Consider the following 14,621-nt stretch of genomic DNA (forward strand, 5'->3'; position numbering starts at 1 on the left):
CCCTTTGAAATGGTCAAGGTATGCTGAAGCTCATTTTCATCACATTTGCATTGCTTATGAGTTTGGTCCAGATCTCATGCAAGACAAACGACAAAAGCTCGATTCTTGTTATCGCTGTTAATGAGCTGATCTCGACGGATATTCCGTGCGCAGACACCGATGAACGCTCGGGGTTTCAACTACTTTGCAAAGAATCAGTGCGCTTCACACACGCCTTTACACCTTCAACATTGTCAGCGCCCGCACTCGCTTCGGTTCTAACTGGACTCTACCCCTATCAACATAAGGTGCGTCACAATGGAGGACCAGGTCTAGCTGCAGAATTTGAACTCGCATCTGAGTTGGCCCTGAAGAAGGATTATCGCACTGCTTTTTTCTCGGGAGGGGCACCGATTTTCCGTCGCACTGGACTGCAACAAGGCTTTGAACTCTTTGAAGACAACGTAAATCCAAACTTTGGCAGTCTCTATCGCCCGTTGAAAAAAAATATTCCCTTATTCACTCAGTGGGTAAAACAAGAAGCCGGATCTTCACCATTTTTTAGTGTCATTTATGTTCCCGATCTTTTATTCACGGCAACTCCGACAACCACAGATCTCGGTGAGCTTCGCAACCTCAGTTTTGACAGTCAGTTGGATGAGCTCGACGAGAGCCTGCTTGAACTGTTTCTTTCTTTGAAGGCAATGAATCGCTGGGACAACACCACGGTGATTCTTGTTGGACTCAATGGTCATACGGGAAGTGAACGCCCTGGAGAATTGCCACCTCTGAATCTCCACAGTGAAAACACCCAAGTGGCTCTTTATATTAAACCTGCGCAAACTAAAAAACGTGATGAAGCCATCTATTGGAAGATGGATCAAAACGTGTCTTTGGTCGATTTGGGTCGCACTCTCTTTGAATTATTAGGCGAAAGTTTGATTGATCCGGCGGGAGCTGAAGTCAGTGGTCATTCGCTCGTAGGCGCACTGAAAAATCCAAGTCCTGATCTCGGCCCTGAAGACAGATCACTTCTTATCGAGTCAGGTTGGGGACCTTGGCGTGGAGCAGGGCCTTTGCGAACGGCCGCTCTTTCAGGACATGTTCTCTATATCAACGATGAAGCACCTCTTCTTTTTAATACTCTTGTTGATCGCCTCGAAACTAATCCATTGCCGCTGCTACAAGAAAGTATTCTGCGCACAACTCAAAAGCTTCAGGGAGTTTTGCGCAAAGGTGGCTTCCCTGCGTTCGGTGGCGTGAATCCTGAGTGGAAAGCGAAGCTAGGAATTCCTTTCGCACGATGGATGCGAACTGATCAAGAAGCGCAGCTGTTACGCGATCTCAAACGCTTGAACTCGAATTTCCCGCGCAGTCTGGATTTAGCCAATTGGACAGCGCAAATCGCTTTGAACCAGAAGGACTGGGAAACGCTGAAAAATCTAGGGACCAAAAATCAAATGGCTATTTGGCAGTACGTGGCTGAAAAAAATCTAAATATCAAACGTGCGCGTATTGAAGAGCCCTGCTTTGCTCTGCTCACCAGTGAAAAAGTCGAAGCTCATTTGCTTAAAGCTTGCAACGATCCTCTGTTCCTGGAACTCATTGATTGGTTGCGTGCTGATGCTCGCGGTTTGTCACGTGACGTCCAGCGCGCCAAGTTTGAACGCTCTTTCCGCTATTATATGTTGGATCAACTTATTCAACGTACCAATATTGCAGCAGGAATGATTTGGGATACGTCGCGAGAAAATATTTTTGCACCTTCGCGAACTGAGTTGGCATTACACCTTCCGGAACTTGCGAAGACTCGTATCCAAGTCTATAAATCGCTCTCTACTCCAGAAGTAGCAGAAAGCAATTAATACTCAAACCAGTCGATATTCAAGCAACGTACGGTTTCAGACGGTGACGGTCCTACCCATTTATCAATTTTTTGAATAAATGCCGGAAGCTCTTCTCGAATCTGTTGCGCGGTTTCTTTTGAAAGACTCATCGGAAACGTTAAAAAGAAATCCTCTTCTTTTTTCATCTGCATTTTCTGCAAACTCATCATCCGCCAATTTTGGTGATGCTTGTTCACATGAGGAGAATCAAACGGAACATGTGTTCGTGCCGTTCCCACATCGAGGTTTCCATCTTTCAGAACACAAATATTGGCTTCTAATAAGAATTCAATAACCTTTGCCGCCAAGTTTTTCGGAATTCCCAAGCGCTCCGAAATCTCGGAGGCATGATTGTACTCGGGAATAGCCACGATGTTGCTGATTCCCGCATACATCCAACTTGAGTAGAAAATAGATTTCATTTCCTCTGTCAGTATATTTGTCTTTTTAATTCTATTCTTAAGATCTAATGCCTGACTCCGCGACTCAAGAACACGTTTATGTAACCGCTGTTTCAACTTGTACGTTCCCGCTCTTTGATACTCCACAAGCAAGAAAAAGAAATCGACCTCTTGGGTGTTGAGACTTAGGAAATCACAAACCTCATTGGCCATCTCCAGACTCAGATGCTTGTCGCCTTTGAACACCTGACTGATCATTGTGGAAGAAACGCCAAGGCTTGCCGCCATCCGTTTGTACTCCCCGTACCCCCCTTTTTCTTGTGAGGAAATCCAGTCGTTTACGTAAATTTTGTAGTCGTCGTAGGAAAAAATGTCCATATAACACCAGTATATCCGATAACTTACAGAGTGTTAACCATTTAGCTAAAAATATTGATAACTTTTTACTAATCTAATCTATCGTCCATGATACGCATTGTTGTAAAACCCTTTCCATCGGCAGGACTTTTGCTCGTATGGAAACCGAAATTGCTCAAACCTTAATAACTGGAGCTTCGGGTCCCAACGCGCGCCATTTTTAGGGTCCTTGTCAAAACCATCGACAAGAAGGAGATTTACATGAACTCGAAACTCTTAACACTGATCGTAGCGACTGCTTTGTGCGCAAACCTTGTGGCTTGCGACTCTAAAGATCAAAAGAAAGGTTCGCCTAAAGCGGATCCTATTCTTGTTGTCGATCCTAAAACGAAAGAAGCTGAAGTTCCGGTTCCCGCAAAAGATGGCGAAACATCTGAAAACGCCAAACCTGAAATGAAAATCGCTTCTGCGGAAGAAATCGCAATTGCCGGTGAACAATTGATCTCGGCATCTAGCTTCCATCTTGCCGATCAAATTTTCGATATCGCTCTTCATAAAGATCCAACCAACAAAAGAGCTTTGTTCTATAAAAACGTGCTTCGCCCGATGATGACTTTAAAAGGTATGGCGGCGCGATTAAAACCAGGATTCGAACAGCGCGGTCAAGAAGCGGAATTCAAACAACTATTGGAAGCCGCTCCACAATCGCCAATTCTTGATTTTGCGATGGCGTCCGGAAAACAAAACATCACGACTGAAAAAGAAGCCCAAGATGCTTTGGTTGAAGTTCGCAACGCCTTTATCGAATCGGTTCGTTGGTTTAAAAAGAATAGCGATGTTTCTTTGACATTAAATCTCAATCCCACAATTTTCGCCGACCTGATCAAAGATCGCGAAAATGAAGATGCCTGCTACGTACAAACTGTCGGCGATAAAATGGAACTTATCTGCGATAAGGATTTCCGTAAAAATCTTTGGACAGCAAAAGTAAACGGCGCAGACCTTTTGGTGATGCAACAATATTATGCAGGATATGTTCTCTATCTTTTGCCTTACACAAACTACTCACTTGAGGGTTACGAAAAGCTTGCAAAAAAACTTGAAAACCGCACTCCTGATGAAGCAATGGAACTGATTATGTCAGAGAAAAACTTCCTGACACTCCGTAAAGACCAAGCTTTCTCTTTCATCAAAGAATTGGGAACGGATCTAAAAGCTGCAGCTAAATGGGCAATCGAATACCAAGATCGTCTTTGCACGAAAAAACCTCATGCACGAAGAGGTCACGTCGTACCTGGTGAATTCTGTATCGAAGACACTCGCGCCGTTGAACAGGTCCTTGTGAAATTGGACAGAGCTTTGAATGGGCCTGTTACAACTACATTCGAAGTCGAAGGTTGGGTCAACGACGAAAACAACGGTTACGGTCCATATTGGGGTGTTACGAAAAAGACGGCGCTCGTGAACTACTCTGTTCTTTGGAGTAACCCAATCCAAGATTTGAAAGAAACATTTAAGCCAACTTCGTTGAACGAATGCGCTAAATACAAAGGATTCAAAGATACAACTCTTGGTGGACTACTTCCTGAAGGAAACGCGGATGAACTTATTGATTCAACTTGCGAGTAAGATCACTTTGACGCTGCCGATTCTGTTCGGCAGCGCTTCTGCATTTGCGGGAGCGAGCATCAAAGGATACGAAATGCAACACTGTACAGCGAGCAAAGTTTGCCTACGCCTTAAAGGTGTAGAAGCGGATCAATCGTCTTATGCAAATCTTTGGGTGATTCCGAAGTCGGAACTCGTGATCAGTGATGAATCAAAAAATAAAGAGTTGCAACGATGGTCAGGGAAAACAGTTTTCTTCAATGATACGTCGAAGCAGCTCGTTGTTAAAGATCCTGCGAACAGTAAAGAATGGCAAATTAATTTAGAAGATTTGAAAGTAACTGAATTTAAATTATGAAGCATTTGTTGATTGGCCTTATCATTTTAATCGGAGCCGGTTGCACTCAGCAGAAAACTGCTGGGACCAATGGCAATCCGTCAGATCCGACGTCGGTGCCGCAAGGGCCGGCAAGCCCTGGGGGCAATGGTAATCCAACTCAATCCAATGGAACGGGTCACAGTGGTGGCGGTAATGGGCTTGATGGCGTTGCCCTTGAAAATCACAAATTCAAAGTGTCCGAACTCGCGGTTTACAAAAAAACGATTGAACCGTTACTAGAAGAACTGCGTAACACAATTCCAGATCTCGCTTCTGATCTTGAGGGCGTCTTTAAAAAGAAAATCTGGCACATGGTGGATCAAAAACTTTCTACCATTAGCTCCGAAAATCTGAGCGTCGCCTTTGCAACCGAGCAACTGGCCCTGCAAAATATTTATGAAGTTTGGATCGATAAAAAATCTTTCGAAAAAATGTCGGAAGAAGCGCAAGAAACACTTTTGATCCACGAAGCATTCATGGGTATAAAAATTTCGCGCAGCATAGAATATAAGAAAAAGTTAAATCCAAATTATTTGGATGGCTTTGAACGCATCAAAAACAAGCTAGAAGGTAAAAACATTCTGCAAATTGATAGCGTGGATTACGAACAAATTCGCACGATGACCACTCGCCTTCTAGAAAAACAATTCCGCAATGACTTAGCGTCATTCGTGCAAGACCTGCAGAGCATGGGCTTCGGTGAATTCGTATCCGCAGAACAGCAAAAATCTTTGCACGAGGCTTACAATAAAGAATTCACCGCCAAAGAGATGCTCGAATACTTGGAAAGCGAACAACAAACGGGTTCCCTTCCAAAATCATGTTCCTATGTAGTGGATTTGACTCAATCAAAAATTAAAATTTCAGCGCAAATTAAAGATCGTACCGTGACTCGAGACTTTACATTCTCAGACGAGAAATCGAAATCTTTCATCTCTCGTGGCGGTATGGTCGAAATTACTTTGGTTGAAAAATCCAATACTCAGATTCGCAATTCGCGAAATAGCATTCGTGTAAAAATTCAGAACGATCGCATTCAATCCATAGACGTTTGGGAAGAAGTTTATAGCTTTGATCTAAAGGGTTTATCTTGGAAATTGAAGTCTGAATCCAGCTTTACCTGCACACCAACTACAGATCAATAAGCCCTAACCAAAATGGGGCTTCGGGATCTTCTTGGATCATCTTTTGCGTGATGATATTCAGATCAAATTTTCCAGGCTCACGATTTAAAAGCGAGTTGGCAATGGCCGATGCTGACAAAAGAACCACTTGCTCACCGGCTTTTAATACCGAGTGCCCGCATTTGATGTTACAACTAGGTTCTAAACCCAAAAGTTCCGTCGGAATCGGCGGCAGTGTTTTATCTTGGGTATTGAACTCTGTGGATAAGTCCAGACCCATCTGCAAGGGTTGCAAACGCTTGCCTGTACGTTGCGCGAAGATACTTGGGTTTCCTACTTGCGCCCAAGCCAGCATATTACCACGGCGGAACATAGCCAGGATTTCAACTCCCGAGAAATACTCCATCTTGTTTTCTCCGCGATAAAGAAGATCATTTGCGAGCAATAGAGCCGTGCGCACATAGTTCACTTCATCTGGAACACAGGCCAAAAATTCAAACGGTGAAGTCACTTCGACATCTGATTTCGCAGCACCAACATATTTGACAACTTCATCAAGTGCACGCTGGCCGTGCTCTGGCTGGCCCCAACTTGTCGCAATGACCACAAGACTGCCGTCATCCTCGGAATGAATCAACGGACGAGGTCGCAACATTTTCGTGCTGTAGGATCTTTCAATCAATTTCACTAGAGAGCTCCGTATTTCTTCAACTTGATGTAGGCCTTTTTGTAGTATTCGCCCTCTGGCACGTCGAGTTCCATGATTTTCTTCCATTTGTCTTTGGCACCCGCTTTGGATTCACCACCCTCGACGTTACCAAAACTTTCTTCCAAAATACCTTCTTGGTACAACGACATCATTTGCTTGCGAAGCTCAACCGTATAGCGTTCGATCTTCTCTGGCAGCTCCGTATTGGTCGGATCCAATGCTCGTGCTTTACGTAAAGCCAAGATCGCGCCTTTGATGTTTTGCTCTTGATAGAACTTGTCAGCTTCAGCTTGAAGAGTCGCTGTTTTTGAATTCATCTGCTGACGGATCGAAGCAATATTTCGACGTGAAGAATCTTTCAGACCACTTGGATCTGGTAATTTCGCATCCAAGACTTTTTCGTAAGCCGTGATGGCATCTAACGGTTTTCCCGTCTTATGCACGCCTTGAGCTTTATCAAAAAGGCTTTTTAAGCGAGCCACTTGTGATTGATAAGCGGCACGCTCAGCCTGTTTAGCTTCACGAATCGCTGTCAGTGATTCGGCTTGAGCTTTTAGCTCCATGATCTTGGGATGATCAGGATTGAATTGCAAAACCGGGCTGATACAGTCATCAATTTCAGCGACTGTGACATTCGGATTGATCTTTTTCTGACATTCGGCCACTTGTTTTTGAATCTTTTCTTCAGCTTCGGCACGCGCCTTTTCTAGCTCTTCTTGGCGGCGTTGCTGCTCCTGAATAAAAATTGCTTCTTTTGAGAGACGTTCGATCTCTTTGATATCTTCGTAATCCGGAACTAATTCCTGAATTTTAACAATTTCATCCTGAGCAAGTTGATACTTCCCTTGCATATAGAGATTCTTCGCGTCTTTATAGCGCTGACGAACCAAAGCTTGCTGTTCAGGTTTGAGCTTCGCAAAAAGTTCTTGCGGAGATCCTGGAGCCACCACTCCTGCACCGGTTTTCGGAGCATTTGAACTTTCACCGCCGCTAAAGAAATAAGCCACGGCAAGCAAGGCAACTGCCCCACCAATGACTTTAATTCTGTGTTTTTCAAAATCAAATTTGCCTTTTAAAAGACCCGCTGGTTGCTGAGGCAGCGCAGCTCCCACCGCATGACCTTGATAATGAGCAGGGTATTGTTGTTGGTATGGCATCGGCGCCATCTCGCCACCCTGATACATTGGCATTTGATCCGTTCGCGCCACCAATGGATTTGGCGGAGCAATATTCACCATCTCCAAACGACTTTGGAAACCAGCATCGTGCAATTCAAAATACAAATAGTTATCCAGAACGCTGATCGCATCTCCACTGCGCAATGTCGTTGGCTCAGAGGAGGAAATCGGATTTCCGTTCACCAAAGTTCCGTTCACGCTGCCCAGGTCAATAATCGTGTACTGAGACCCCGCACGACGAACTTCAAACTGACGGCGACTCACTCTTGGGTCTTTGATATGAATATGGCAAGTCGATTCACGACCAGCGATCCAAGAATCACCCGCATCCAAACGAATCAATTCTTTGGCGTCATTTGCAGCATCGGTGATTTTGATATAAGCCGCACTCGGTGCGACTCCAATCACAGTTTTGTCACCGCCCACGTCTCCAGAGTTTTCATCTGAAGAACCCTGAACCGCAGGCAGGTTCTCCCCACCTGAAGCCACCATGGCCTCATCAGACGTCATCAAAAATTCAAAATCATAAGGCGGAACAGTAAATGCAGATCCGTGTTGAAGCGCGAATTGTTGCTCTTGCTCACCGTTATGGAAAACTTCTCCATAACGAGAAATCACTTCCACGGTCCAAGCGCCGTTGGTCATGGCAACTTTGAAGTGCTCGCGAGAAATACCTTTTTCAGGTTGCAAAACGATATCGCAATCTTCCTTACGACCGGCGATATAAGCACGATCTTCTTGGAGACCGACTTCATAAACCTGTTTACCACGAAGGCGGACCTTGAGACGAGCCATTAGAAACGGCCCTCCACATTCAAAGTACATTCTTCGTAGAATTGTTTGGCTTCTTTAAATGTCGGATCGTCCCTGCGATTTTGCAGCATCGTCATGACATTTGAATAGTTCGACTGACACATTCTCCAGTTCCGTTTTTCCCGATAGCGATTGCCCTGAATCATATTAAACTTTACCAACTCATCAAATTTAATTTGAGAGAGGTGCAAATAACGTTTTGCCAATTCATTTTCCGGATCAAGATTCAGAACCACTTGGAAAGCCTCACGCGCACGTGCATATTGACCTTGTTGGAAATCGCGGAAACCACGAACAAAATTTTCATGGGCTCTGCGATATTGAACAGAATCGTATTTTTCTTTTTTAATTGTCAGCAATTCCTGAGAACGCTTATCCGCGTCTGCCACATCCTGCATTGAAATCACAGAACTACGAATCGCATTGGCATCTTTAACTTCCTTCTTTTTAGAAGGAGAGAACAGGAACCAACCCGCGACAACGACGACAGCAATAATTCCATAGAAGCGTGCACGAGAATTTCCACCACCGTGAGAAACCGGTGCCCGACGAGGAGCTGCTCCAGGATTTGCACCCATGCCGTATTGAGGTTGCGCCATAGGACGTTGCTGATAAGGAGCCGCTGGTCCCGCAGCTGCTGCCGGATTAAATGGCGGTGGCTGTGGAGGGTGCGGCATCATCGCGGCATTTTGTTGCTGCGCTGTCGGCACAGGTGGAGGCATTGGCGCCAAAGCCACGTGTGAAGCAGGAGCCGGAGGTGGATTGGGTTCTAACAGTGGCGCATCGTAATCGAAACGAATTTCACTGTCGCCAATCTGCAAGGTTGAACCTTTTGCAAGCACTTCCGACTGTATACTTTGTCCATTGAGCATCACAAAGTTTTTGCTGCTCAAATTCACCACGATAAAATCAGAACCACGCTGTTTAATTTCAGCATGTTGACGACTGATACGAGGATCGTTAGCCAGAACCACATCGTTCTCTGGACCACGACCAATAGTTGCCACTCCCTTTGTAAAAGAGACCTTCAATCCAGCATGCGGACCTTTAACCACTGCTAAATCAAATTTCATATTCTCCTTCACCTTTGGAGCAGCTCCCATTAAGAACCTCCCTCAGCTGGTGAAATCGTCAATACATAGTAATCGACTTCGCCCGCTGACGAAGACATACCTTGGCAACTTAAAACACAGAGGTGTCCGCTAAATTCCAATTGGTCATTCTGTAACACAGCCGGATTATCACGAACACGCGCCATCAAGCCTTCAACGTTTTGTTGAAGAGCGATATCTGGTAAAGCTTTGTAGCTGTGCCCTTGAATCGCTGAAGTATCAGAACGCAAAATTTGTGCAAAAGCTGTATTGCAAGCAATCATACGTCCTTCGCGTGAAATCGTCACACAAGGGAAACCGATCATTTGCACGAGGTTTTCAGCCTCGCCGTCTTTATTAATAAAGCCGGCAGCTCCACCGCCCGCTTCGCCCCCACCATGGATATATCTTGTTAACAGACTGTTGATATTTCCAATCAAAGCCTGAAGTGGTGGGAACATAAATGGCACTTCAGTATTATCTGTTTTCTCTCTCATCGCTGTATCCAGCTGTCCGTTCAAAACATTGATCGGATACTCAATCAGCTTGTACATAAAGAAGAACAGGACAAGACCAATTAATGAAGCAATCAAGAATGTCTGCATGAAAAGACTGATCGCACGGCCATCATCAAAGGCCAGGCTACCAATGTCATACAGAACAATCGCATGAGCTCTTACGACTTGCTCACCCGTATTTGGATCAAAAAGTCCAATTGGGAAGCTAGCACCGATTGTGGAAGAATCTACCTCAACGGATTGAGGTCGCATTTCTCGACGAGCCACGTGTACAAACGGCAAGTCAGGTGTTGTTCCCGCGCGTGTTGCTGGAGCTAAGATCATACCATCTGACTGTTGAACAATCAGAACTTGTTTCACACCGTCTTCAGTTTCTGCCGCGTTCGTACTCAGTGACGAATAGCTGTTCTGCAACAATGCTGTCGCATTTAAAGTCGCAACAGTTCTTGCGATAGAGGAGGCACGACGTTTACTTTCATTTACGATACTCGCGCGGGTGATTTGCACCATTGGAATCATGGAAAGTAACGTTGTCGTAAAGATAAAGACCACAATAAAGCCCAGCAGAACCATCTTCAGTTCAACAAACTGCGGAAGTTTGTAAACTCCAGGTAAAGCCACTTGCTCAATATAATTTTGAACTTTCTCAATAATCGCCTTTACGCCGCCCGGATGATAAGCCGGTGCTGGCGCAGGTGCGGCTCCCATCATATCCGGTTGAGCACCTGGCACGCCCATCATGGGTTGTGGCATTCCTTGCGGAATACTTTGTGGCATTGGTGGCATTGCCGGAGCTGCACCTCCACCATAATAAGGTACTGACACAGAATGATTGGCCGCTGCTTGTGAAGCAGAAGTTTGGGCGGGGCGAATATCCGGAGTTGGAATCACATCAACAAGGATCTCGTGAATTCCTAACTTATCACCCAAACGTAGAATGCCTGTTTGCATACGGACACCATTCAGATAGGTCCCGTTGCTGGATTTCAAATCCGTGATAACGATTTTATCTTTATAAACCATCACCTCGGTGTGCTCCTTCGAAACACCCGGGCTTGTCATTTTAATATCGCACTGAGGGGCACGACCGATTACATTTCGTCCCATCTTCAGTTCGATAATGGTGCCGGCTTGTGGGCCGGTCAGTATTCTAAGTGACCACATTCAATTGATCTCCCACATTCATATTCAACCGACGAGCACTGCCTGCTGCCATTTCGACAACCGAACGCGCACCCCAGATTGGCAAGACCAATCTCCATGGCTGAACATTTTCATAAATCGCTTTCACTTTGAGCGATTTATCCACAAATACACAATCAATCGCGAACTTCATAAAAAACGTATGAATACTATTACAGTCATGAATCCAGAGAGCCTGATCCGCCCCCAATGAGCTGCGACCCAAAAGGCCCTTGCCACGAGCCAAAAAGCTCTCAGCCACCTCGAGGTGCTCAATCAGAGTTAGATTTTTTGTTTTACTCTCTAACTTCATCATTCCTACTTCCCGCCGCTCATAAATGAAACGGCGACTGGACCAAACACGATGATAAATACCGCCGGCAAAATAAAGAGCATCAAAGGAATCAAGATTGTCTGCGAAGCTCTCGCTCCGGCCTTCTCTGCCCTAACGAATCTTTCAAGTCGCATTTGCACCGATTGATCTTTCAATACTTGGGAAATGCTGGCACCCGACGCTTCTGCATCGACAAGGACTGCAACAAAGCTTGTCACTTCATTCATGTCCAGACGTTCACTCATGTCTTTCAGAGCTTGGGTTTTGGAGGCACCCACTTTGATATCTTTCAAAACCGTTGCCAACTCATCTGCCAAAACACTGTCTGTACCACGCGCTTTATCGACGATCTTTTGGATAGCTGAGAAAAAGTCCAAACCAGCTTCAACCGACAAGGCCAACAAATCGATAAAGAACGGAAGGTCTGCGCGCACAGAAAGCTCACGGCGCTTCTTTTCACCTTTGGCATGAACTTGTGGTAAATAGAAACCAATCAAGCCCAAACCAAAAATCATCGGCGTTGAAAATCCCAACTGCAGCGAGAAGTTCATGATGTACAAAAAGATTGGGAACAGAATTCCCCACAACAATTGCAAACCAATGAATTCATCTTCGTTCAGCTCTGACGACAAACCGGAAGTCAGAATATATTTGCGCACACGTTTGCGATAACCTTCACTGCGAATGCGCATAGCATGCTGCAAAGTGAACTGATGCACGAGTGGACGTGAGAAATTGATGATTGGATTCTTAGATTTAACAGGCTCGTCATTGTTCGCCCATGACAACTGTTGCTTATCTTGATTGCTTGCAAAGATGGAACTGACAAATAGGAAGACGGCGACTCCTGCGAGCACCAAACCCAGAATGAGCATTAATTCTGCGCTTCCCATTTCCGCCTCTTTGTGTTCAAGTGAACTCATGACACCACTTGTATTGGCATCAGAGTCTCCACGTCGCCGCCAACTTCTCACAGATGCCGGTTTTTCTTTTGACGTGGTTTCAGTTAAAGTATCGGAAATTCCTAACAAAAACCTGAATGTAAACGATCAGATTTTAGATATTGCCCGAAGAAAAGCCGAGGGAGCATTGCCCCTTCTTAAGTCTAGCAGAAAAACACCTTTCATCGTGATTTCCGCCGACACAGAGGTGATTTTCGGAGGGGGGCCGCTTGGAAAACCCTCGGATCGCGAGGATGCTTTCAGAATGCTCAAACTTTTGTCTGGGAATGTTCACGAAGTTAAGACCGCTGTCTGCATGATCGACAGTGCCTCTTCGAAGGTCCTGTCTCAAATTGAAACGACTAAAGTTTTCTTCAAAACTCTGACTGATGAGGAAATCTGGACCTACATCCAGACCGGAGAACCGATGGACAAAGCCGGTTCTTACGGGATTCAGGGTCTAGGAGGTCGCTTCGTTGAAAAATTTGAAGGACCTTTTGATAACGTCGTCGGATTGCCAGTAAAAATGGTGCAAGAGATGTTACAAAAGCTGACGAGGTCGTTATGAGTCTGCGCGAGATTCAAAAAAATGCAGGCGACGCGAAAATTCTCGCTGTCTCTAAGCTCCAATCCCCTCATAAAATTCGCCATTTATACCATGAAGGCCAACGACGTTTTGGTGAAAACTACGTACAAGAAGCGTTGGAAAAAATCGAGTTGCTGGCAGATTTACCTGAAATTGAATGGCATCTGATTGGGCACCTCCAAAAAAATAAAGCCAAAATGGTTGTCGGCAAATTTGCATTGATTCATTCTGTGGACAGCCTGGCGCTGGCCGAGAGTTTAAGCAAAATCGCTGTGAACAAAGGCATTCAGCAAAGCATTTTGATTCAAGTGAATTTGGCATTGGAAGAAAGCAAAAGCGGTTTTGATAAAGAAAGCCTGTCGAATTCATGGGAGGCTTTGACTCTGCTTCCGGGACTGAAAATAAAAGGCCTGATGACCATGCCACCATTAACCGAAACTGGTGAGGAAGTGCGTCCCTACTTTAAGGAGTTGCACGATCTCTTAGCCGAGTTAAAAAACAAGACAAACCTTCAAGTTCACCCACTGACAGAGCTGTCAATGGGCACGAGCCATGATTATGCTGTGGCCATTTCCGAAGGGGCCACCATCGTGCGTCTTGGGACTATTTTATTTGGCGAACGTCCGACGAAACGATAACCTAAATACGCAGATAATGTTGTTGCCAGGAGCTCGTAATGAACGTCACTAATCCCCTCTTAAAAGCACAAAAAATTGGATTTCTCGGGGCTGGAAACATGGCACAAGCCATGATTCGTGGTTTGATTGAAGGGGGCATTCCCGCTCGACATATATTTGCAACCAATCGTTCACCAGGAAAACTGCAAAAGCTTGTTGAGCAATATCAAATCAACGCGATGGAAAGTAACGGCGAACTTGTCGATCACTGTGACATTGTGATTTTGGCGGTCAAACCTCAAGATTTTATCACCGCACTAGAACCGATTGGCAGAAGCTTGGATGAATCCAAAGTTTTAATCAGCGTCGCTGCTGGTGTTCGCATGGAACAACTGGAAAGATTCACCCATGGCGCGCGCCTGGCTCGTGTGATGCCGAACACGCCGTCATTGATCGGCAGAGGTGTCATTGGTTATCTTGTAAACGACGATGCCGACCAAGCTTTGTCTGACACAGTTGAAGATCTTTTCTTGCCATTAGGCCGCGTGATTCAAGTTGGTGATGAAGATCAGTTTGAAGCTTTGATGGTTTCTTGCTCTAGTGGAACCGGCTTTGTTTTTGAAATGATGATGTACTGGCAAGATTGGATTGAAGAGCATGGCTTCTCCCCAGAAGAAGCTCGTCTTATGACAATTGAAACTTTTGTGGGCGCTTCTTTGTTGGCCGCGCAAGCCCGCGAAGGTGTTGAGGACTTGCAGAACAAAGTGACTTCTAAAAAGGGCGTCACCGCTGCTGGACTTCAGTCTATGAGAGAACTTGAAATCGAACGCGCTCTTCGCATTAGCTTTGAGAAAGCGGCGATGAGAAACAAAGAAATGGCGAAAGAAATCAAATAGCTTGCCCGAAGACAGGGACGGA

At 45.3% G+C, this 14,621-nt stretch carries 14 protein-coding genes; 7 read left to right on the top strand and 7 right to left on the bottom strand.

What is annotated here, in order from left to right:
* Positions 1–20: 20 nt before the first annotated feature.
* Positions 21–1,844, top strand: coding sequence for a sulfatase-like hydrolase/transferase (locus tag ACLWOR_RS04995; protein WP_413939577.1), 1,824 nt, complete (start codon positions 21–23; stop codon positions 1,842–1,844).
* Here ACLWOR_RS04995 and ACLWOR_RS05000 read toward each other — a convergent pair.
* Entirely contained in the window at positions 1,841–2,644 is an 804-nt protein-coding gene (locus tag ACLWOR_RS05000) for a TIGR02147 family protein (RefSeq protein WP_413939578.1), read from the bottom strand. The genes ACLWOR_RS04995 and ACLWOR_RS05000 overlap by 4 nt on opposite strands.
* Positions 2,645–2,884: 240 nt before the next feature.
* On the opposite strand from ACLWOR_RS05000, the gene ACLWOR_RS05005 reads away from it, so the two are divergent.
* The 3 genes from ACLWOR_RS05005 to ACLWOR_RS05015 are packed head-to-tail and all read left to right on the top strand — an operon-like array spanning position 2,885 to position 5,755.
* A complete protein-coding gene (locus tag ACLWOR_RS05005; protein WP_413939579.1) occupies positions 2,885–4,252 on the top strand; it encodes a hypothetical protein in 1,368 nt (455 codons plus the stop codon).
* On the top strand, positions 4,224–4,589 hold the full coding sequence (locus tag ACLWOR_RS05010) for a hypothetical protein (RefSeq protein ID WP_413939580.1): 366 nt from the start codon (positions 4,224–4,226) through the stop codon (positions 4,587–4,589). The genes ACLWOR_RS05005 and ACLWOR_RS05010 overlap by 29 nt, the downstream gene beginning before the upstream one ends.
* Positions 4,586–5,755, top strand: a complete 1,170-nt coding sequence (locus ACLWOR_RS05015) for a hypothetical protein (protein ID WP_413939581.1) — start codon at positions 4,586–4,588, stop codon at positions 5,753–5,755. Before ACLWOR_RS05010 ends, ACLWOR_RS05015 begins: the two co-directional genes overlap by 4 nt.
* Here the strand turns inward: ACLWOR_RS05015 and ACLWOR_RS05020 are convergent.
* Genes ACLWOR_RS05020 through ACLWOR_RS05045 form a run of 6 tightly spaced genes read right to left on the bottom strand, consistent with a single transcriptional unit; the run spans position 5,742 to position 12,482 of the window.
* Positions 5,742–6,422 carry a hypothetical protein gene (locus ACLWOR_RS05020; protein ID WP_413939582.1) on the bottom strand — a complete coding sequence of 227 codons (681 nt, stop codon included), beginning with the start codon at positions 6,420–6,422 and terminating at the stop codon, positions 5,742–5,744. The two genes, ACLWOR_RS05015 and ACLWOR_RS05020, sit on opposite strands and share 14 nt — an antisense overlap.
* Positions 6,422–8,416, bottom strand: a complete 1,995-nt coding sequence (locus ACLWOR_RS05025; protein WP_413939583.1) for an FHA domain-containing protein — start codon at positions 8,414–8,416, stop codon at positions 6,422–6,424. Before ACLWOR_RS05025 ends, ACLWOR_RS05020 begins: the two co-directional genes overlap by 1 nt.
* Positions 8,416–9,507: an FHA domain-containing protein gene (locus tag ACLWOR_RS05030; RefSeq protein ID WP_413939584.1), complete on the bottom strand. Its 1,092-nt coding sequence runs from the start codon at positions 9,505–9,507 to the stop codon at positions 8,416–8,418. Before ACLWOR_RS05030 ends, ACLWOR_RS05025 begins: the two co-directional genes overlap by 1 nt.
* A 29-nt stretch (positions 9,508–9,536) precedes the next feature.
* A complete protein-coding gene (locus ACLWOR_RS05035; RefSeq protein ID WP_413939585.1) occupies positions 9,537–11,207 on the bottom strand; it encodes an FHA domain-containing protein in 1,671 nt (556 codons plus the stop codon).
* Positions 11,194–11,541, bottom strand: coding sequence for a DUF192 domain-containing protein (locus ACLWOR_RS05040; RefSeq protein ID WP_413939586.1), 348 nt, complete (start codon positions 11,539–11,541; stop codon positions 11,194–11,196). The genes ACLWOR_RS05035 and ACLWOR_RS05040 overlap by 14 nt, the downstream gene beginning before the upstream one ends.
* 2 nt (positions 11,542–11,543) lie before the next feature.
* The gene (locus tag ACLWOR_RS05045) at positions 11,544–12,482 is read right to left on the bottom strand and encodes a type II secretion system F family protein (RefSeq protein WP_413939587.1); all 939 of its coding nucleotides are present in this window, start codon (positions 12,480–12,482) and stop codon (positions 11,544–11,546) included.
* Here ACLWOR_RS05045 and ACLWOR_RS05050 point away from each other — a divergent pair.
* Genes ACLWOR_RS05050 through proC form a run of 3 tightly spaced genes read left to right on the top strand, consistent with a single transcriptional unit; the run spans position 12,481 to position 14,599 of the window.
* On the top strand, positions 12,481–13,068 hold the full coding sequence (locus ACLWOR_RS05050) for a Maf family protein (protein WP_413939588.1): 588 nt from the start codon (positions 12,481–12,483) through the stop codon (positions 13,066–13,068). The genes ACLWOR_RS05045 and ACLWOR_RS05050 overlap by 2 nt on opposite strands.
* Positions 13,065–13,724 carry a YggS family pyridoxal phosphate-dependent enzyme gene (locus ACLWOR_RS05055; RefSeq protein WP_413939589.1) on the top strand — a complete coding sequence of 220 codons (660 nt, stop codon included), beginning with the start codon at positions 13,065–13,067 and terminating at the stop codon, positions 13,722–13,724. Before ACLWOR_RS05050 ends, ACLWOR_RS05055 begins: the two co-directional genes overlap by 4 nt.
* A 38-nt stretch (positions 13,725–13,762) precedes the next feature.
* The gene (proC, locus tag ACLWOR_RS05060; protein WP_413939590.1) at positions 13,763–14,599 is read left to right on the top strand and encodes a pyrroline-5-carboxylate reductase; all 837 of its coding nucleotides are present in this window, start codon (positions 13,763–13,765) and stop codon (positions 14,597–14,599) included.
* Positions 14,600–14,621 lie beyond the last annotated feature (22 nt).

The organism is Bdellovibrio sp. HCB2-146, from assembly GCF_047345725.1.
GTDB lineage: Bacteria > Bdellovibrionota > Bdellovibrionia > Bdellovibrionales > Bdellovibrionaceae > Bdellovibrio.

Bases quoted from the DNA above. Each gene is read 5' to 3' on its own strand.
- ACLWOR_RS05050 (WP_413939588.1), top strand. From the start codon at position 12,481: ATGACACCACTTGTATTGGCATCAGAGTCTCCACGTCGCCGCCAACTT.
- ACLWOR_RS05025 (WP_413939583.1), bottom strand. From the start codon at position 8,416: ATGGCTCGTCTCAAGGTCCGCCTTCGTGGTAAACAGGTTTATGAAGTC.
- ACLWOR_RS05035 (WP_413939585.1), bottom strand. From the start codon at position 11,207: ATGTGGTCACTTAGAATACTGACCGGCCCACAAGCCGGCACCATTATC.
- ACLWOR_RS05015 (WP_413939581.1), top strand. From the start codon at position 4,586: ATGAAGCATTTGTTGATTGGCCTTATCATTTTAATCGGAGCCGGTTGC.
- ACLWOR_RS05010 (WP_413939580.1), top strand. From the start codon at position 4,224: ATGAACTTATTGATTCAACTTGCGAGTAAGATCACTTTGACGCTGCCG.
- ACLWOR_RS05045 (WP_413939587.1), bottom strand. From the start codon at position 12,482: ATGAGTTCACTTGAACACAAAGAGGCGGAAATGGGAAGCGCAGAATTA.
- ACLWOR_RS05040 (WP_413939586.1), bottom strand. From the start codon at position 11,541: ATGATGAAGTTAGAGAGTAAAACAAAAAATCTAACTCTGATTGAGCAC.
- ACLWOR_RS04995 (WP_413939577.1), top strand. From the start codon at position 21: ATGCTGAAGCTCATTTTCATCACATTTGCATTGCTTATGAGTTTGGTC.
- ACLWOR_RS05005 (WP_413939579.1), top strand. From the start codon at position 2,885: ATGAACTCGAAACTCTTAACACTGATCGTAGCGACTGCTTTGTGCGCA.
- ACLWOR_RS05055 (WP_413939589.1), top strand. From the start codon at position 13,065: ATGAGTCTGCGCGAGATTCAAAAAAATGCAGGCGACGCGAAAATTCTC.
- ACLWOR_RS05030 (WP_413939584.1), bottom strand. From the start codon at position 9,507: ATGAAATTTGATTTAGCAGTGGTTAAAGGTCCGCATGCTGGATTGAAG.
- proC (WP_413939590.1), top strand. From the start codon at position 13,763: ATGAACGTCACTAATCCCCTCTTAAAAGCACAAAAAATTGGATTTCTC.
- ACLWOR_RS05000 (WP_413939578.1), bottom strand. From the start codon at position 2,644: ATGGACATTTTTTCCTACGACGACTACAAAATTTACGTAAACGACTGG.